18 protein-coding genes are annotated in these 16,822 nt (G+C 42.6%); 7 read left to right on the plus strand and 11 right to left on the minus strand.

Going from position 1 to position 16,822, the window contains the following annotated elements; genetic code table 11:
• The first annotated feature begins 27 nt into the window (after window positions 1–27).
• The 3 genes from menC (at window position 28) to L7A31_RS10035 (ending at window position 2,676) form a co-directional block, all read left to right on the plus strand.
• Window positions 28–1,017, plus strand: a complete 990-nt coding sequence (gene menC, locus L7A31_RS10025) for an o-succinylbenzoate synthase (protein ID WP_237361374.1) — start codon at window positions 28–30, stop codon at window positions 1,015–1,017.
• Complete coding sequence (gene menE, locus L7A31_RS10030) at window positions 1,017–2,441, plus strand: o-succinylbenzoate--CoA ligase (protein ID WP_237361375.1); 1,425 nt, start codon at window positions 1,017–1,019, stop codon at window positions 2,439–2,441. Before menC ends, menE begins: the two co-directional genes overlap by 1 nt.
• Window positions 2,442–2,526: 85 nt before the next feature.
• The gene (locus L7A31_RS10035; RefSeq protein ID WP_237361376.1) at window positions 2,527–2,676 is read left to right on the plus strand and encodes a hypothetical protein; all 150 of its coding nucleotides are present in this window, start codon (window positions 2,527–2,529) and stop codon (window positions 2,674–2,676) included.
• 23 nt (window positions 2,677–2,699) lie between these two features.
• Here the strand turns inward: L7A31_RS10035 and L7A31_RS10040 are convergent, their stop codons facing one another.
• The 3 genes from L7A31_RS10040 to L7A31_RS10050 all read right to left on the minus strand — a co-directional run bounded on the left by L7A31_RS10040 (window position 2,700) and on the right by L7A31_RS10050 (window position 6,310).
• Window positions 2,700–3,623, minus strand: a complete 924-nt coding sequence (locus tag L7A31_RS10040; RefSeq protein WP_237361377.1) for a YeiH family protein — start codon at window positions 3,621–3,623, stop codon at window positions 2,700–2,702.
• Window positions 3,624–3,827: 204 nt separating this feature from the next.
• Complete coding sequence (locus L7A31_RS10045; RefSeq protein ID WP_237361378.1) at window positions 3,828–5,702, minus strand: MFS transporter; 1,875 nt, start codon at window positions 5,700–5,702, stop codon at window positions 3,828–3,830.
• A gap of 17 nt (window positions 5,703–5,719) precedes the next feature.
• A complete protein-coding gene (locus L7A31_RS10050; protein ID WP_237361379.1) occupies window positions 5,720–6,310 on the minus strand; it encodes a TetR/AcrR family transcriptional regulator in 591 nt (196 codons plus the stop codon).
• A 180-nt stretch (window positions 6,311–6,490) separates the two neighbouring features.
• On the opposite strand from L7A31_RS10050, the gene L7A31_RS10055 reads away from it, so the two are divergent.
• A complete protein-coding gene (locus L7A31_RS10055; protein WP_237361380.1) occupies window positions 6,491–7,369 on the plus strand; it encodes a Tim44 domain-containing protein in 879 nt (292 codons plus the stop codon).
• Window positions 7,370–7,463: 94 nt separating this feature from the next.
• On the opposite strand, the gene L7A31_RS10060 is transcribed toward L7A31_RS10055, so the two are convergent.
• Complete coding sequence (locus L7A31_RS10060) at window positions 7,464–8,534, minus strand: PLP-dependent cysteine synthase family protein (RefSeq protein WP_237361381.1); 1,071 nt, start codon at window positions 8,532–8,534, stop codon at window positions 7,464–7,466.
• 106 nt (window positions 8,535–8,640) lie between these two features.
• Between L7A31_RS10060 and L7A31_RS10065 the strand changes: the two genes are divergently transcribed.
• On the plus strand, window positions 8,641–9,120 hold the full coding sequence (locus tag L7A31_RS10065) for an Lrp/AsnC family transcriptional regulator (RefSeq protein WP_237361382.1): 480 nt from the start codon (window positions 8,641–8,643) through the stop codon (window positions 9,118–9,120).
• A 2-nt stretch (window positions 9,121–9,122) separates the two neighbouring features.
• On the opposite strand, the gene tesB is transcribed toward L7A31_RS10065, so the two are convergent.
• From tesB to gap, 5 genes are all read right to left on the minus strand, one after another.
• Window positions 9,123–9,989 carry an acyl-CoA thioesterase II gene (gene tesB / locus L7A31_RS10070; protein ID WP_237361383.1) on the minus strand — a complete coding sequence of 289 codons (867 nt, stop codon included), beginning with the start codon at window positions 9,987–9,989 and terminating at the stop codon, window positions 9,123–9,125.
• Between the two features lie 192 nt (window positions 9,990–10,181).
• Complete coding sequence (locus L7A31_RS10075; protein ID WP_237361384.1) at window positions 10,182–10,547, minus strand: hypothetical protein; 366 nt, start codon at window positions 10,545–10,547, stop codon at window positions 10,182–10,184.
• A gap of 237 nt (window positions 10,548–10,784) precedes the next feature.
• Window positions 10,785–11,603: a 23S rRNA (guanine(745)-N(1))-methyltransferase gene (rlmA, locus tag L7A31_RS10080; protein ID WP_237361385.1), complete on the minus strand. Its 819-nt coding sequence runs from the start codon at window positions 11,601–11,603 to the stop codon at window positions 10,785–10,787.
• 112 nt (window positions 11,604–11,715) lie between these two features.
• Window positions 11,716–12,600 carry a D-hexose-6-phosphate mutarotase gene (locus tag L7A31_RS10085; protein ID WP_237361386.1) on the minus strand — a complete coding sequence of 295 codons (885 nt, stop codon included), beginning with the start codon at window positions 12,598–12,600 and terminating at the stop codon, window positions 11,716–11,718.
• A 142-nt stretch (window positions 12,601–12,742) separates the two neighbouring features.
• The gene (gap, locus tag L7A31_RS10090) at window positions 12,743–13,738 is read right to left on the minus strand and encodes a type I glyceraldehyde-3-phosphate dehydrogenase (RefSeq protein ID WP_237361387.1); all 996 of its coding nucleotides are present in this window, start codon (window positions 13,736–13,738) and stop codon (window positions 12,743–12,745) included.
• Between the two features lie 339 nt (window positions 13,739–14,077).
• Between gap and msrB the strand changes: the two genes are divergently transcribed.
• The gene (gene msrB / locus L7A31_RS10095) at window positions 14,078–14,491 is read left to right on the plus strand and encodes a peptide-methionine (R)-S-oxide reductase MsrB (RefSeq protein ID WP_237361388.1); all 414 of its coding nucleotides are present in this window, start codon (window positions 14,078–14,080) and stop codon (window positions 14,489–14,491) included.
• On the opposite strand, the gene L7A31_RS10100 is transcribed toward msrB, so the two are convergent.
• A complete protein-coding gene (locus L7A31_RS10100; RefSeq protein WP_237361389.1) occupies window positions 14,488–15,306 on the minus strand; it encodes a DUF2989 domain-containing protein in 819 nt (272 codons plus the stop codon). The genes msrB and L7A31_RS10100 overlap by 4 nt on opposite strands.
• A gap of 108 nt (window positions 15,307–15,414) precedes the next feature.
• Between L7A31_RS10100 and L7A31_RS10105 the strand changes: the two genes are divergently transcribed.
• Window positions 15,415–15,699, plus strand: a complete 285-nt coding sequence (locus L7A31_RS10105; RefSeq protein WP_237361390.1) for a YeaC family protein — start codon at window positions 15,415–15,417, stop codon at window positions 15,697–15,699.
• 68 nt (window positions 15,700–15,767) lie between these two features.
• Here the strand turns inward: L7A31_RS10105 and ansA are convergent, their stop codons facing one another.
• Window positions 15,768–16,781 (minus strand): asparaginase, encoded by a 1,014-nt coding sequence (gene ansA, locus L7A31_RS10110; RefSeq protein ID WP_237361391.1) that lies wholly within the window; start codon window positions 16,779–16,781, stop codon window positions 15,768–15,770.
• Between the last annotated feature and the right edge of the window lie 41 nt (window positions 16,782–16,822).

A 16,822-nucleotide genomic window follows, 5' to 3' on the forward strand; every position in this document is an offset into this window, starting at 1 on the left:
GTAGTATTTGTAAGAAAGGAAAATGAAATGACAAGATCTGCCAAGCTGTATAGGTACAAACTGCCTATGGATAGTGGTGTCATCTTAAGAAGCCAAAAGCTGTCTGAAAGGGTAGGCTTTATTGCTGAAATTACTGAAGGCGATAAAGTGGGTAGGGGTGAAATTGCCCCACTTAGTTGCTTTAGTTTGGAGTCGACCGAAGAAGCGGGTGTTCAAGCGCAACACCAATTAGAAATGTGGGTTCGTGGCGGACAGTTTGACTACGACAAGCTTTTTCCATCGGTAGCATTTGGTCTTTCTATGGCTGAGCTAGAGCTAAATGACGAGTTGCCAGCTGAAGGTAATTACTTAGCTGCGCCACTATGTACTGGTGACCCAGATTCGTTGTTGCCGAAGCTAGAAGCTATGGATGGAAAAAAAGTAGCTAAGATAAAAGTTGGCTACCACGAGCCTATTCGTGATGGCATGCTCGTCAACCTGTTCTTGGAAGCGATTCCAGAGCTTAAGCTGCGTTTAGATGCTAACCGCTCTTGGGATTTAACGCAGGCGATGGAATTTGCAAAACAGATTACGCCATCTCTGCGTCAGCGCATCTCATATGTCGAAGAGCCATGTAAACAGCCGGGCGACAGCGTTTCTTTTGCTATTGATACCGGAATTGCGATTGCTTGGGATGAGACGATCCAACATGAAATCTCACGCAAAGATTTTGCAATTGAAGATCTTCTAGGTGTAAAGACCTTAGTCATCAAACCAACGCTGATTGGTTCGGTTCAGGCTTGTATCAAGCTGATTGAAAAAGCTCAGGCGCAGAGCATTCAAACCGTATTGAGCTCAAGTATTGAGTCAAGCTTTGGCCTCACTCAATTGGCTCGATTAGCTAAATGGATACTGCCAGAAACAGTGCCCGGTTTGGATACAGTAAAATTCTTCGAGTGCCAGCTTGAAACAGCTTGGCCGGGTTGCGAACTGCCGGTAGTACCACTTTCTGAGCAAGAAGTTATGTGGCGTTCGTAGTGGATAACTTTGTCCCTGAATGGAAAAAATGGTCGTCTCGGCGACCATTTTCTATTGCGCTAAAAACGCCAAATGGCGACTACAATTGGCGAGAGATTAACCGGCTTGTAGACCAACAATCTCGCAGCCTTATATCTCAAGGTGTCAGTGCATCTGATTTAGTGACATGTGTCAGCAAGAATTGCTTCGAATTGGTAGTAGTTTATCTTGCGTGCATTGAGCTCGGAACGAAATGTTCCATCGTCATGCCTCAGCCGCTTTCCTTGTTGAAAGATAAGCTCGAAACGCTCTACACGAAAAAACAGACTCGATTTGTTTGGATTAGCCCTGAAGCACAAACACAAATGACTGCAGAAGAGCAGGCTGAATTAAGCTCTATTGTGACCAGTCTATCTTTGCACTCTATATCAGCATCGCTTTCTTCACTCCATTCTCAATATTCACCCAAAAGAATCTCATCATTGATTTTTACCTCGGGTTCTTCAGGAAAAGCCAAAGCGGTTGCACACAATGTCCATCAACACAGAGCGTCAGCTTTGGGTTTACTTGAGAAGATACAATTTAAACATGGAGACTCTTGGTTGTTGAGTTTACCTATGTATCATGTTTCTGGTTTGAGCATTGTTCATCGATGGCTAGTTGCTGGTGCATGTATGAAAATTGGTAGTGGGAAGTTAGAAGAAGATATTCACGGTGTCACTCACGCTTCTCTTGTTGCAACGCAGCTACAAAGACTACTGACTCAATCTCAGACTCTTAATCTTAAATGTGTTTTGTTAGGCGGTAGCCACATCCCAAGCTCTTTGGGGTTGCAAGCAGCCAAACAAAATATCGAAACATGGCTAGGCTATGGGATGACTGAAGCGGCTTCTACTGTTACGGCTAAGCGAGTGAATGAAGATGATACGGCAGGAACATTGTTGCCGAATCGAGAACTGCGAGTTGAGCAGGGCAAGATTTACATCGCAGGCCAGACACTCGCGAGTGGCTATTATTTTCAAGGCAAGCTGAACAGCCTGACTGACGATGAAGGATGGTTCGATACCAAGGATCTTGGAGAGTGGGTTGGAAATGAAGTTCGTATTCTTGGCAGAGAGGGAAACATGTTTATCTCTGGAGGAGAAAACGTTCACTGTGAGGAAATAGAAGTCGTGATAAATCGCCATGAACAGGTGAATACTTGTATCGTGGTTGCTGTCGAAGACAGTGAATTTGGAGCGGTATCCATTGCCTTGGTTGCTTCTAATAGTGACTTAGCCAGTTTAAATATTAATGAGTGGCTGGAAGGCAAAATCGAACGTTTTAAGCGTCCTCGCCAGTATTATATTTTGCCTGATGAATTGCTTACCTCAGGTATAAAAATCTCACGTAAAGACGTTAAAGATTACGTCACGTCTCACTTCACCAACTATCGAGTTATTTGATAGTCCAAAACAGAATTTAACCTTTTTATAACCAAGACTCATAATGACAGTCGTTGTCTATTTATTCCGGCTATAAGGGTTTGGTATGAAATTGTTTCTTCTCGGCGCTGCATTGTTGCAGCTAGTGATTGCAACGCAAAGCTACGGTTTGTTTAGGTCGATAATCGAAATGACGGCTTTTCTGACCGTGTTCGTTCTATGTATTCACGTGTCGGTACAGAAAAGCCAGAAGTAGTGGTTAAGGTTGGCAGTAGAGAATTAGTGCCATAGAAGCCAAGACAATGAAGAGACTGAAATTGATATCCATAACCCGACACCGTACAGCAACGGCTTGGCACCTGTTGATCTAAGCTTTTCGATAGTGATTCCACAACCAATTAAGAATAAACATACCACCAAAAGCTTTTTCGAAGCGACAAAGATGCCGTGGTAAATCGCCTCAAACTGCGGAGTTACATCGCTGATACCTATTGCTATCACATAGAAGAAAATGAAGTATGGAATAGTAATTTTTTTCGAGTGGCTACGGAATAAGAAAGCGCTTAAGAAGGCAACAGGGATGATCCATAGTGCGCGAGTTAGCTTCAATGTCGTTGCAATTGTTAGCGCTTCGTTGCCATAAGCAGAAGCCGCTCCAACGACCGAAGAAGTATCGTGAATAGCGATAGCTGCCCACATTCCAAAAGTTTCTTGGCTAAGGTGCAGCGCATGACCAATGACTGGAAATAGAAATAGAGCGATAGAATTAAGTACATATATCGTGGCGAGAGCTAGTCCGATTTGTTCATCGTCCGCATTGATTGCAGGGGCAATAGCTGCGATGGCACTACCGCCACAAATTGCTGTACCTGAAGCGATAAGGTAACCCGTTGTTTTATTTAGTTTGATCGCTTTTGCTACAAACCACCCCAAAATGAGAGTACCTGCAATAGTTGCGATAATCAGACCGATGCCATCTGAGGTCACAGTAAGCGCTTCGCGTAAAGGGATCCCAAACCCTAGGCCGACAATCGAATAGGCCAGTAATCTTTTTGTCCACTTAGTAAGAGAAATGTTTTGTGGCACGAGACCAAAACTTGCCATAGCAAAGCCAATGATCAATGCAATCGGAGAGTTAACAAACGGAGTTAGCGTAAGCAGGATGGCTAAGCCGAAAGGAATATAGCTATTTTTTAATACCATGAAAGTGGACCAATTGAAGAAGATATGACAATTGTACACAAGATTTAGGTTCTATAAGTATTAATGTTTTTAACATGCGTTCAGATAAATTGAACGAAATTGAAAGGCAGAAGATTGCAACTCTAAACACAAGTAGCCAGTTTTTCTATTTGGATACTTGTGAATAGAGTTAACCGAAAGGGCGGTACACGGCACTTCGTTTTGTTAGCGCCAGTCTCCTCTTAATTGAGTGATGACTTCTTTTAGAGAGCTTAATGATGTCTCAGTAGAGTGGATTGGGGCTGACGCTTCAATTTCAATTTCTGCTCTAAATCGGGTTGGAACTCCTTTGCAAGCACGGCCTTTATATCGACTAAAATAGCTTCCCCACATGCCTTTAAGAGCCATAGGTATCACTGGTGATGAGGCTTTTCTCAAAATCAGTTCAACACCGCGACGAAACTCTTGAATCTCTCCATCAGACGTCAGGTGGCCTTCTGGAAAAATGCAAACTAGCTCGCCATTTTGCAATGCTTCGTCGACAGATTTTAGCGCCGCTCGAATAGAGGACTTGTTGTTAGCAGAGATAGGTATTACACCTGCTCTTTTGTAAAAACGTTGCAGTGGCTTAAAGTTGGCGTAATCTTCTTCCATCACAAATCGTATCAACCTTGGGCAAATCGCACTTAACAAAAGAGCATCCATATAGCTGACATGATTGCATACGATCAGCGCGCCACCTTCTTCTGGTAAGTGGTGTAAATTCTTATGTTTCACTTTATAAATTGTGTGAGTGAGTATCCACAAGACAAAACGAACCAAAAATATCGGTACTTGATAGCAAAGGAACAAAGTGATCAAGAAGTTGACAACAGCGATAGCAATAAATAATTGCGGGATGGTGAGTTCTAGAACAGACAAGGCAACGATCGCTAACACTGCGCTTCCCACCATATACAGCGCGTTATATATGTTAAGTGCGGCGATGATTTGTGCTCGTTGGTTTACTTTGGATCGATGTTGAATCAGAGCATAAAGAGGAACAATGAACACGCCGCCAGAAGCCCCAAGTAGCAGCAAAAACAGAAAGACAGGCCACAATGAAGTGTAGGAAACAAAATCATACAGCGATGTGAAATGGGGTAGGCTATCAGGAATGGAATAGGCCATTAGAAAGCCAAATACCGTAATGCCCAAGCTACCAATAGGGACTATTCCGATCTCGATTCGGTGGCCTGATAGTTTGTCACAAACCTGCGAGCCGAGTGCGATGCCGATTGAGAATATGGCTAGTAGAAAAGAAACGGCACTTTCTGTCCCATTGAGATAGATTTTTGTAAAGTTAGGAAACTGAGTTAAATAAGTGGCACCGAGAAACCAGAACCAGCTAATCGCCATAATTGATTGAAAAATAACTCGATCTTGTTTGGATATAGAAAGCGTCGTCTTAGTGTGTTTGATTGGCTGCCAGCGAAACTTGATTTCGGGTGCTGCAGCAGGAGCAACAGGGATGTAGCGGCTGGCGATATAGCCAAATAGGGCAAATAACACTACACAAATACCAGCCAACCACTTTGCATTTTCTGCTGAAGCGATAAAACCTGCGCCAATGGTACCAATGAGTATCGCTAGAAATGTCCCGGTTTCGACCAATGCATTACCTGGTACCAGCTCATTTTGTTTAAGGTGCTGCGGGAGCAAAGCATATTTGACTGGACCAAAAAAAGCAGACTGTGTGCCCATCAAAAATAGCAAGAACAGCAAAATGCCATAGCTGTTGGTGATAAAACCAATTGCGCCTAATGCCATAATGACGATTTCAAACATTTTAACTTTTCTTATATATGCTGATTTTTCATATTTGTCAGCTAATACACCTGCTGAGGCGGAAAAGAGAAAAAATGGCAGGATAAATAGCCCAGCAGCCAGATTGATAAACAAATTACTTGAGATAGGCAGCGCTTGCGCACTAGAAAATGCAACAAAAATTAACAGTACGTTTTTAAAAACGTTGTCGTTAAAAGCGCCAAAAAACTGTGTAATAAAATAGGGGAGAAAACGTCGTTCAGAAAGCAAACTGCCATTGTCGTCTTTTGGCATGTGGGGTCCTTTAAGTGTTACCAGTCAATTAGATAGCGTGACATCAAGTTCGATATTAGTTTTTTACCATCAATAGGCTCAGCGGCAAAGAACTTGTCGTCAACACTGAGCAGCGTGACTCCATGGACTCCGGCCCACAATACTCGACTCGCTTCCAAGATTTCAGATTTTTCTCTGTTTGGAGAGAGTTGCTTAAGTAGCCCTTCAAGCATTCCAGTCATATTATCGATACGTTGCGCTTGCCATTTAGGAAGGTCTTCGCCATTCATATTGTGATCAAAGATTAATTGCCAGCGATAGCGATTGGCATGGGCGAAGTCATGATAGCAGTAGGCGAGTTTATACAGCGCTTCTTTTGCTTCTGTTTCATTCGCTAAGATATCTTTGGCTTGCTCTGCAAGCTCATCCAGAGTTTCGGCGATAACATGCAAAAGCAAAAGGTTGTAGTTACCAAATATGTTAACCAAGGTGCTTGGCACATAGCCGACAAGGTTTGCAATCTTTCTCAAACTGAGCTCGTGGTGAGGTTTGTCAGCTAAAAACTTTTTCACTTCTGACAATGTGAGCTCTGTTAACTCTTCTCGGGTATGATCGTTTCTGCGCGCCATTCTAATTAATCAGTAAAAATACAATGTTCAATATTTTAGTTACGTATCTATACCAGCGTCAACAAACCTCTTTTCGTTTTGCAATATTCTGATACATCAATTCAGAGTACAGGTGTTTTCACGTGCTAGTTGAAAAGCTATGATTGTTCAGGAATAGGTTAGAATACGTTAAGGAAAAACATGAAACGGTTTTTATCCCTTGTAGCGATCCTTATGGTGACAGTCGTTACAGCTCAAGTTGCGGAAGCTAAAAAGTTTGGCGGAGGTCGTTCTTTCGGCAAAAGTTTTAAAACAGCGCCTGCTCCGAAACAACAGAATTTGAATACCAATAGTGTCGGTAAAAACCAGGCGGGAGCTGCAAAAAGCTCAAGCAAAAAAGGTTTAATGGGCGGCTTGCTTGGTGGTTTGCTGGCTGGTGGCCTTTTAGCTGCAATGTTTGGCGGTGCTTTTGATGGTATCCAGTTCATGGATATTCTTATTTTTGGTTTGATTGCTTTCATAATCTTCAAGCTAGTGCGCGGTATGCTTGGAGCTAAGCAGGGCAGTATTAATCAGCATCGACAGCAGCCAGCCTTCGGTGGAGCGCCAGAACCAAAGTTTGAGCCTGCAAATGAGAGAAACTTCGAGCAAGGCTCAGGTAGCTCAACGACTAGTGGTGGTTTTGGCGCAGCAACAGATGTTCCGCATAACTTTGCACCGGGTTTTGATCAGGTTGCATTTGTTGATGGTGCAAGAGAGCACTATCGCATCCTGCAAGGTGCGTGGAACTTTAACCAGCTTGAGAAGATTGAAGAGTATGTCTCTCCAAGCTTGTTTGAAGACCTAAAAGCAGAGCGAGCAAAACTGCAAGGTGAGCAGCATACGGATGTGATGTACGTAGATGCTGAAATTGTACGTGCAGATTACGACTCAGAAAAAGCGCAAATCAGTTTGCAATTCAGCGGTCGTTATAAAGATGCGGCAGAGAATATCGAAGAAGATATTGAAGACTTGTGGCACCTTGAAAGAGATTTAACTAAGCCAAATGCACCTTGGTTGATTGTTGGAATCCAAGGCTAACAGATTGCTCTAGGTGAATACTTAAAGCCAGAACATTGAGTTCTGGCTTTTTTGATCGTGTATGTGAATCGGTTTTATTTTTAGGCTGCCAGTGCTATGCGGTCAGCAACCCAGAAACTTCAAACTCTTGGAGTTTCTTAGGGTAGCCTTCTAAGTTGCCGATGTTCTGTTTTATCCACTCTGAATTGTAATAAGTATCTAAGTAGCGTTCACCGCTATCACAAAGCAAGGTAACAATAGAACCGCGCTGGCCTTTCGTTTTCATTTCGCTAGCAAGTTGTAGAGCACCATACAGGTTTGTCCCCGTAGAGGCTCCGACTTTGCGACCAATGATATTCTTGAGCCAATGAATAGTAGCGATACTCGCTGCATCGGGTATGCTGCGCATTTCGTCAATGACACCGGGAATAAAGCTAGGCTCGACTCTCGGACGGCCAATGCCCTCGATTTTACTGCCAACGTTTGAAGTAATTGCTGTATCACCTGTTTGATAAAATTGATGGAAAACAGAGTTTTCAGGGTCTACAACGCAGAGTTGAGTATTGTGTTGCTGGTAACGAATGAAGCGGCCGATTGTAGCTGAAGTACCGCCAGTACCTGCGCTCATTACTATCCAACTTGGTATCTTGTGCTCTTCCATTGCCATTTGCTCAAATATTGAGTTAGCAATGTTGTTGTTGCCGCGCCAGTCTGTCGCTTTTTCAGCATAGGTAAACTGATCCATGTAATGGCCGTTCAGCTCTTTGGCAAGTCTTTTCGACTCAGCGTAAATTTGGTCTGAATGTTCGACAAAGTGTGCTTTTCCGCCATAAAATTCTATTTGTTCAATTTTTTTTGCAGCAGTACGTTTTGGCACCACAGCGATGAACGGTAGGTTGAGCAATCTTGCAAAGTAGGCTTCAGACACGGCAGTGCTGCCGGATGAAGATTCGATAATGGTGGTTTCAGGTCCAACCCATCCATTACAAATGGAGTATAAAAATAGCGAACGAGCTAATCTGTGCTTCAATGAGCCGGTTGGATGTGTGCTCTCATCTTTGAGGTAAATATCGATGCCGCTGATAGACGGGAGTTCCAGCTTAATTAAATGTGTATCTGCCGAGCGTTGAAAGTCTGCTGCTATTTTACTTATGGCATGGTTAGTCCAATTCTTACTGGTAGTCATAGTTACCTCCGTTACATAAGATATTAGTAAATGTTATATACAATTGCTAAAAATAGCTTTATTTTTATCCTACTAATTAGGATAATATGTAGAAAAATTTTCTAAAATGTTAACTGAGGGTAGAAAAGTGGAGCTAGATAAAGTCGATCGCACCATATTGTCACTTTTACAAAAAGACGGCACGTTGTCACTGAATGACTTAGCAGAGGCTGTAAATCTTACCACAACTCCCTGCTGGAAGAGATTAAAAAAATTAGAAGATTCAGGTGTTATTGATAAGCGTGTCGCGTTATTGAATCCAGATCAGTTAGATCTTTCCTTTACGGCATTTGTATTAGTGAAAACTCGTGACCACTCCCATGAATGGTATACAGGGTTTGTCGATAAGGTGTCAGAGTTTCCTGAAGTTATGGAGTTTTACCGTATGGCTGGTGAGTACGACTACATGATGAAAGTTCAGGTGAAAGACATTAAAAAATTCGACGAGTTCTATAAGAAACTCGTTAATAGTGTCGATGGTATTACTAATGTCACGTCGACATTTGCGATGGAGCCGCTGAAGTACACCACCGCTCTGCCAATTTGATTCTATTTGCTCTTACTAAAGCGCATGACGCCTTCTTGAACTGCAGTCGCGACTAACTCACCGTTGCGATTGTATATTTCACCTCTTACAAGCCCACGTGTTGCCGATGCATTTGGGCTTTCAATTGCATATAAAAGCCAGTCATTCATCTTAAAAGGTCTGTGATACCACATGGAGTGATCTATTGTTGCTATCTGAAACTTCGGAGTGAGTAGTGACACTTTGTGCGGGTGAAGTGCAGTAACTAGAAAGCCCCAATCAGAAGCATAGGCGAGCAAATATTGATGGACGAGTAGGTCATCTGGCATAGAGCCGTTTGAGCGAATCCACAAATATTGTTTCGGCTGTTCTTCATGAGGCTTTAATGGATTAACTACTACCACAGGGCGAATTTCAATCGGTTTTTCACCGCAGAATATCTTTTGCACTTGTGGCGGCAATTTATCGGCAATCTTTGCCGCAAGATCGGTTTCTGAGGCAAAGTTTTCCGGCCCTGGCACATTTGGCATTGAGTTTTGGTGCTCAAATCCTTTTTCGTGAATGTGGTAGGAAGCAGTTAGGTAAAATATCGGCTTTCCATACTGAATGGCTTTGACACGGCGAGTGCTAAAGCTTGTGCCGTCTCTTAGGTTATCGACGTCGTATATAATCGGTTTATTGGGATCGCCTTTGTAAAGAAAGTAGCTATGAAACGAATGAACAGCTCGGTCTGACGGTACAGTGTAACGTGCAGCTGATAGGGCTTGACCAATCACTTGCCCCCCGTAAACTTGAGGTAACCCTAAGTTTTCACTCTGGCCTCTGAATAGCTCTTCTTCTAGCTGTTCAAGTTGCAAAAGATCTAATAGTTCATCCAATGGTCGGCTCATGCACTTTCTCTATATATTATTAAGCTATTTGTAGATATTACGATGATTTGAGCCAATTTGCGCTGCCAGTGAGTGATTTATTTGAGGCAAGAAAAAGAGCTTGTTAACGAATACTGCCTTATTAACAAGCTGGACTTATTCTTCAAAATTTCGAAACGATATTGCTATGCAACGTGTTAGTGGATGCCCACACTACACTAGAGCCAAAATTATGCCGCCTATCGTTGCCGCTGTGGAAAGAATTTTCCCTGCATCATAAGAGTCATCTGGAACTTCTTCTTCCACTTTATCTGGGCGCTCTAAGCCTAAAGCACCACGAGTAAACGAATTGACGTTGTCGCCAATAGATTTATCCTCCCCTTGAGCTTCAGCCATTTTTTGTTCTTTTTCAATCTGTTGTAAAGTGGCAAGCAGTGCCTTACCTTCCTCAGAAAGTGTCACTTTGTTTTGCTCAACCTTAAGTGGTGCGGGATCTTGGGCAACACTAGTGGAGTTCGTTTGAGGCTTAACCTGTTGGTTTGGAGTCAGCTTTGTTGGCTCCATGCCTACTGGTGTCATATTGCTCTCCTTACTACATGCTCTTCAACTATATCGACAGTGATTAATAAAACTTGTGTAAAAACTGTGCGGTTTGAACAATTAATCTTCTAGCAAAAAGTGAGCCTACTTGGAGGAAAGGAAAGGGCTTTGTCGAAACTAAAGTGGTGATTTGAATCTTTATTTAATAAAAACAAAAGGATAGCTTCGGTCACGAAACTGCTTATTAACAAGCAGTTTCGTATTTTGGTATGACAGCTATCGTTTTCTATATACTCGAACTGTGAAGTCGGCTTCACAATCAAAGGTTGAAGCGGATTTAAGCTCTTGCTTCAATTCGTCACCTGCTTTCCATGCAAATGGTGTCATCTGCAGTAGGTCAAATGCATCGCCTTGCTCAAGAGACATTGTGTAGCTGATGCTTTCTTCAGACTCTAGCTCAAAATCCTCGATAAGTTCTGGTTGACTATCATGAAGGCGGACGTCTTGATAGATTCTTTCTCTCAATTGATAGAGATGACGTGCTGCAGGGGTAACAGTGATTAGAGCTCCATTAGGTGCGATGCAGCGATATAGCTCACTATCTTTGCAAGGAGCATAAATACGTAACACAGCACCTAGTGAGTTGTCTGGAAATGGCAGCTTATGGCTTGAGGCCACAGAAAAAAAACAGTTCGGGTAGCGCTTCGCTGCATAACGAATCGCGACCTTTGAGACATCTAGGCCGTAGGTGGTTGAGGTTTTGTCCTTTTGGCGAAGTTTACTGCTCACTTGAGCGGTGTAATAGCCCTCACCACAGCCGATATCTAGCAGGGAAGGGGTGTCCGTCCTGATGACATCAGAACAAATAGAAGCGATGCGGTTACTAAGAGGCGAATAATGTCCTAGCTCCAAGAAACGCCGTCTTGCTTGCATCATTTCAGCATTGTCACCAGGAGCTTTCGAGCGTTTTTGGTTCGCTGGCGTTAGATTGACATAACCTTCTTTGGCAATATCGAACTGATGGTTGTTTTCACATCTAAAGTAAGATTCACTTTTGCTTAAGCTTTGTTGGCAAATGGGGCACTGATAGGTCATGGTCTTTTAAATTCTGTAATACGAAGAGCGAGAGTGTATATGCTTTGGAAACAGTGCTCAACTGAGATAAGTGTTTAATTCGGAGCAGTTGATATGCTGCTCCGATATCCTTTTAACGAGCAGATATTTCTGTAGTTAGTATATAGCGCTCATTTGGCTCAAGAGAGTAGCCAGTTTCTAGTGAGTCTGCATGTAACGTTGACTCGATACATAGCATGGTTTTATAGCTGTCATCGGCCATATCTGCCATGCTTTCAGAGTTTGCTTGCCACGGGTTCCAGATGACTGCTGAGTTATGGCCTGTATTGGTGATCGAAATAGTGCGGTTAAGCTTTTCGTCTTTCAACAAAACGGTTTTTTCTGGTTGGTTGTAGACTCGGTCTACTTCTTGATCGATCTTCAATGTATCGCCACCTTCGCATACTTTGTCACCCAGTAGTGAATCTATGTATGTTGGGCCCATTTGAGTAACTTGTGATGATAGAATATCGCCAACATTGAGATAGCTGTGCAGAGCTCCAGAGAAACACCATGCTTTAGTGTCTGTGTTCGATACACCCAGCGATACTTTCAATGTGTCGGAAACTTCAATTGTTAGCGTTGCGTCGAATTGGTTTGGCCACATAGTCAGTGTCGTTTCATTGGTCGATAGACCTAACTGAACAATCACACCTTGATCATTTTCTCTGTGTTCCACAATTTTCCACTCTTGGATTCGTGAGAATCCGTGGCTTGGTGACGCGAGTTTACCAAACCATGGCCAACATAGTGGAATGCCGCCGCGAATGGCTGTTTGCCCATCAAAAATTGCGTTCTTGCTTACCCAAATTAAGTCTTCCTCACCCTGAGGCTTATAGGAAAGGACATGAGCGCCGAATAGAGAAACGGCAGCAGATGCTTTTGGGTGATCAATGCAGGCGATTTTTATGTCGTTTTTTTGTTTTATCGTGATGCAATCGGAAAGGGTACTGACAACAGGTAAAATGGAAAAGTCCATGAGCGTTTCCTTATAGAGTTCTAACAGGTTGCTAATAACGTAGTATTTTGATCAAAATGGCAATCAGCAGTGTATCTTTGACTGTAATAGATACAAAAAAGGCGACTAAAAAGCCGCCTTTTTCTCAACAATGTTGACTTAATTACTTAGAGATGTGAGTAATTAGGTCTAGAACTTTGTTTGAGTAACCGATTTCGTTGTCGTACCAAGATACAACTTTAACGAAGTTATCAGTTAGAGCGATACCAGCTTTAGCATCGAATACTGAAGTTTGAGTTTCGCCGATGAAGTCTTGAGAAACAACTTGGTCTTCAGTGTAACCTAGAACACCTTTAAGAGCGCCTTCAGATGCTTCTTTCATAGTTGCACAGATTTGCTCGTAAGAAGCGCCTTTCTCTAGGTTAACTGTTAGGTCAACTACAGAAACGTTAGCAGTTGGTACGCGGAAAGCCATACCAGTTAGTTTGCCGTTTAGTTCAGGAAGAACAACGCCTACAGCTTTAGCAGCACCAGTTGAAGATGGGATGATGTTTTGAGAAGCACCACGACCACCGCGCCAGTCTTTCATTGAAGGACCATCTACAGTTTTTTGAGTTGCTGTAGTTGCGTGAACTGTTGTCATAAGGCCAGAAACGATACCGAAGTTGTCGTTTAGTACTTTAGCGATAGGAGCTAGACAGTTAGTAGTACAAGAAGCGTTAGAAACGATGTCTTGACCTGCGTAAGTGTCTTGGTTAACGCCCATAACGAACATTGGAGTCTTGTCTTTAGAAGGACCAGTTAGAACAACTTTCTTCGCGCCAGCTTCGATGTGCTTACGAGCTGTTTCGTCAGTTAGGAACAGACCAGTAGCTTCAGCTACAACGTCAACACCGATTGCGTCCCACTTAAGGTCTGCTGGGTTGCGCTCAGCTGTAACGCGTACAGATTTACCGTTAACAACTAGGTTACCATCTTTAACTTCAACTGTACCGTTGAAACGACCGTGAGTTGAATCGTACTTAAGCATGTAAGCCATGTACTCAACATCGATTAGGTCGTTAATACCTACTACTTCGATGTCTGCACGCTCAACAGATGCACGGAATACGAAACGTCCAATACGGCCAAAACCGTTAATACCTACTTTGATAGTCATTATAGTTGCTCCACAACTTAAATTTCTGATTAAAGATAACTGGTAGTAAAATTACAGAATCCAGTAAATATCCGCAACAGATAATCGATCTTATATTGCTTAAAGTCAAAAAAAACTGCTGCTTTTCTCAGTTACTGAATGTAAACGGCCGTTTTTTGAACTCATTACCGGTTTTTCTAGTATCAATTTGAAGTAAAATACTACAGTGCTCTTGCCACCCTGTATTTTTTATACAGAATGTCATGAGCAGAGAGTATGTGCTAGAAAGGCCATCTTTCGCAAGTACTTTGCGTAACAATAAGATTTATAAAATGCAGATCCATTAAGGGGATTCATAACGTGGAACAATCAGTCAGTAAAGTCGAGAAAACTGAAGAAGAGTGGCGTGAAGAGCTCACAGAAGAACAATATCAAGTATGTCGACTGCATGGCACAGAAAAACCATTTTCGGGTAAGTTGTTGTATCAAAACAGTACGGGTGTGTATTTGTGCACCTGTTGCCAGTCGCCGTTGTTTGTATCAGATAATAAATACGAGTCTGGCTGCGGCTGGCCAAGCTTTGATGCGCCGATAAACGACAATGCGATTCGATACATAGAAGATAGAAGTCATGGCATGGTTCGTACAGAAATTCGCTGCGCAAACTGCGATAGCCATTTAGGTCATGTGTTTCCTGATGGCCCACCGACGACAGGCGAGAGGTTCTGTGTGAATTCAGTGTCGTTAATTTTCAACAAAAGCTCATCAAGTTAAAAACTACTTGGCATAAGCTGCCGTCGATATTTTCCTGAGTTTATAGCGGATTCTATGTTATCCGCTATCTTGTCTAACTTTTCGTATTTAGTGTTATCAAAACCATAGAGCAGTTGTAATTCACGGCCTGTTGCAACGGCGATTTCGTGTTGTTCAGCTATCTTCGTCCAAATATACGCTTTCTCTTTTTCTTTGCGCTTGTAATGAATGCTGGCTAATGATTCAAAAACCTCAGGTTTAACGTTGCCATCACTTGCAAGTTCTAACGAACGGTTGAGTAGTGAGAGTGTTTTCTCCACATCTCTCTGGATATAGATAGTGGCTAGGTTGTATTGCATTTCTGATGTTTCTAGAGATCGGGTATCTTCCATGAAGAGAAAGGTTCGCTTAGCGTCTTCGTCACCTAGTTGAGACCATAGAAAGTAAAGCGTTTCTGGTGTAGCGGATACTTTTAGATCTTCTATAAGCCTTTCTTGTTCTTCCGCGGAGAAAAGTAGTGCCTCAACCCGCTTTTCAGCTCGTTTGGAACTATCAAACGTTTGTATTTGAGAGGCATTAGCTAAGCACTTACGGTATAAGGTAACGAGCTGGTATTCTTTGATTCTATTCGCGTCGGTCGGTTCTTTGTAAGTGTCGTATTTGTGCCAGATCAGATCGGTTCGGGGGAGGCGGCATTGACCGTCATGAGTATTTAGCTTGGTACAATTGAGTTCTGGGTAGCTATCACAAAGTTTGTCAGTGTTGTTTTTGTTTTCAAAACAGCCCATGAGAACTAAAGGTAATATGACGATAAGTGTTAGTTTTAGTAGACTCATAGTATCCTTACTTGTGATCACTTCCAGCGATTTATAACTAGTTACTTGACTCGTTTTGGTTGCAAGTTATGTTCAAACAAATTTTTTACCCTATGTTAAGGATACACCATGGATACAGAGCGTTTACTAGATGCTATGACACCAGAAGCTTACGAAAAACTCACTTACGCAGTTGAAACTGGTCGTTGGCCTGATGGCACTAAGTTGTCTAAAGAACAACGAGATTCTTGTATGCAAGCTGTAATGCTGTATCAATCTAAGCATAATGTAGAAGCGCAACATATGACAGTTGCTGCCGGGGGAGAAATCAGCTTTAAGTCAAAATCTGAACTAAAAAGACAGTTTCAGATGTCAGAAAATGACATTGTTAAAGTGAAGCTAAGCGATCAGTAGCGTCGAAAGGCTGTATTGATAAATGTGCCCAACATAACTACTTGTTAAACAGGGCACATTATTTTTAGCTAAAGCGACATTTCGCCTCTTAATATTTGTTGCATTTGTTCTTTCACTTCTTGGTATGAAAGTTTCTTACTCAGCAGGTAGTGGAGTTTTGCAAGAGCCGCTTCAGGTGTCATATCGTAGCCACTAATAACTCCCGCTTCTGCAAGAGCGCACCCAGTCGCGTAGCCCCCCATATTGACCTTACCTGCTAAACATTGTGTTAAGTTGACGACGATAACTCCTCTGTCGGATGCATCTTTTAGTTGAGCTAGCAATTCAGGATTTTGAGGTGCGTTGCCTACTCCAAATGTAAGTAGAATCATCGCATTCACAGGTTGTAGCAGGGTATTTCGGATCACCTCAGCTGAGATCCCCGGATACATAGTGATAACTCCGATCGGTTGCGGCGTTATATTGTGAACACAAAAATCACCTTCTATACCATCATCTAAAAGAAGGCTCGCATTCGTTTGAATATTGATACCTGCTTCCAACAGAGGTGGTAAGTTAGGTGAAGTAAATGCGTTAAAGCCATCAGCATGCGACTTAGTGCTGCGGTTACCACGCATTAACTTATTGTTGAAGAACAAAGTCACTTCGTTGATTGGATAATATGCAGCTATGTGCAATGCGTTCAGCAAGTTCGCTTGACCATCAGAGCGCAGTTCGGCTAATGGAATTTGAGAGCCAGTAACGATCACCGGTTTGGCGAGGTTTTCTAGCATGAATGAAAGAGCCGACGCGGTATAAGCCATGGTATCTGTGCCATGCAGAATCACGAAACCATCATATTTGTCGTAGTTGTCGCGGATATCGTCAGCGATTTGCTGCCAATCCTTTGGCGCCATGTTCGAAGAGTCAATTAATGGCGCATACTCATGGATGGTGTACTCAGGCATTTCTGGTCGATGAAACTCAGGCATGCTTGCTAATTGCTTTTCCATAAACCCAACGGCAGGAATGTAACCCTGATTGGATTTTTGCATACCTATCGTGCCGCCAGTATAGGCGATGTAAATGTGTTTTCTTTCCATAGCTAAAGCCATAATCTCATGGAGAAATAGAGCGGGGATTA

Source organism: Vibrio marisflavi CECT 7928 (assembly GCF_921294215.1).
In the GTDB taxonomy this organism is placed as follows: domain Bacteria; phylum Pseudomonadota; class Gammaproteobacteria; order Enterobacterales; family Vibrionaceae; genus Vibrio; species Vibrio marisflavi.

Bases quoted from the DNA above. Each gene is read 5' to 3' on its own strand.
- menC (WP_237361374.1), top strand. From the start codon at position 28: ATGACAAGATCTGCCAAGCTGTATAGGTACAAACTGCCTATGGATAGT.
- L7A31_RS10035 (WP_237361376.1), top strand. From the start codon at position 2,527: ATGAAATTGTTTCTTCTCGGCGCTGCATTGTTGCAGCTAGTGATTGCA.
- L7A31_RS10040 (WP_237361377.1), bottom strand. From the start codon at position 3,623: ATGGTATTAAAAAATAGCTATATTCCTTTCGGCTTAGCCATCCTGCTT.
- L7A31_RS10045 (WP_237361378.1), bottom strand. From the start codon at position 5,702: ATGCCAAAAGACGACAATGGCAGTTTGCTTTCTGAACGACGTTTTCTC.
- L7A31_RS10050 (WP_237361379.1), bottom strand. From the start codon at position 6,310: ATGGCGCGCAGAAACGATCATACCCGAGAAGAGTTAACAGAGCTCACA.
- L7A31_RS10055 (WP_237361380.1), top strand. From the start codon at position 6,491: ATGAAACGGTTTTTATCCCTTGTAGCGATCCTTATGGTGACAGTCGTT.
- L7A31_RS10060 (WP_237361381.1), bottom strand. From the start codon at position 8,534: ATGACTACCAGTAAGAATTGGACTAACCATGCCATAAGTAAAATAGCA.
- L7A31_RS10065 (WP_237361382.1), top strand. From the start codon at position 8,641: ATGTTAACTGAGGGTAGAAAAGTGGAGCTAGATAAAGTCGATCGCACC.
- tesB (WP_237361383.1), bottom strand. From the start codon at position 9,989: ATGAGCCGACCATTGGATGAACTATTAGATCTTTTGCAACTTGAACAG.
- L7A31_RS10075 (WP_237361384.1), bottom strand. From the start codon at position 10,547: ATGACACCAGTAGGCATGGAGCCAACAAAGCTGACTCCAAACCAACAG.
- rlmA (WP_237361385.1), bottom strand. From the start codon at position 11,603: ATGACCTATCAGTGCCCCATTTGCCAACAAAGCTTAAGCAAAAGTGAA.
- L7A31_RS10085 (WP_237361386.1), bottom strand. From the start codon at position 12,600: ATGGACTTTTCCATTTTACCTGTTGTCAGTACCCTTTCCGATTGCATC.
- gap (WP_237361387.1), bottom strand. From the start codon at position 13,738: ATGACTATCAAAGTAGGTATTAACGGTTTTGGCCGTATTGGACGTTTC.
- L7A31_RS10100 (WP_237361389.1), bottom strand. From the start codon at position 15,306: ATGAGTCTACTAAAACTAACACTTATCGTCATATTACCTTTAGTTCTC.
- L7A31_RS10105 (WP_237361390.1), top strand. From the start codon at position 15,415: ATGGATACAGAGCGTTTACTAGATGCTATGACACCAGAAGCTTACGAA.
- ansA (WP_237361391.1), bottom strand. From the start codon at position 16,781: ATGGAAAGAAAACACATTTACATCGCCTATACTGGCGGCACGATAGGT.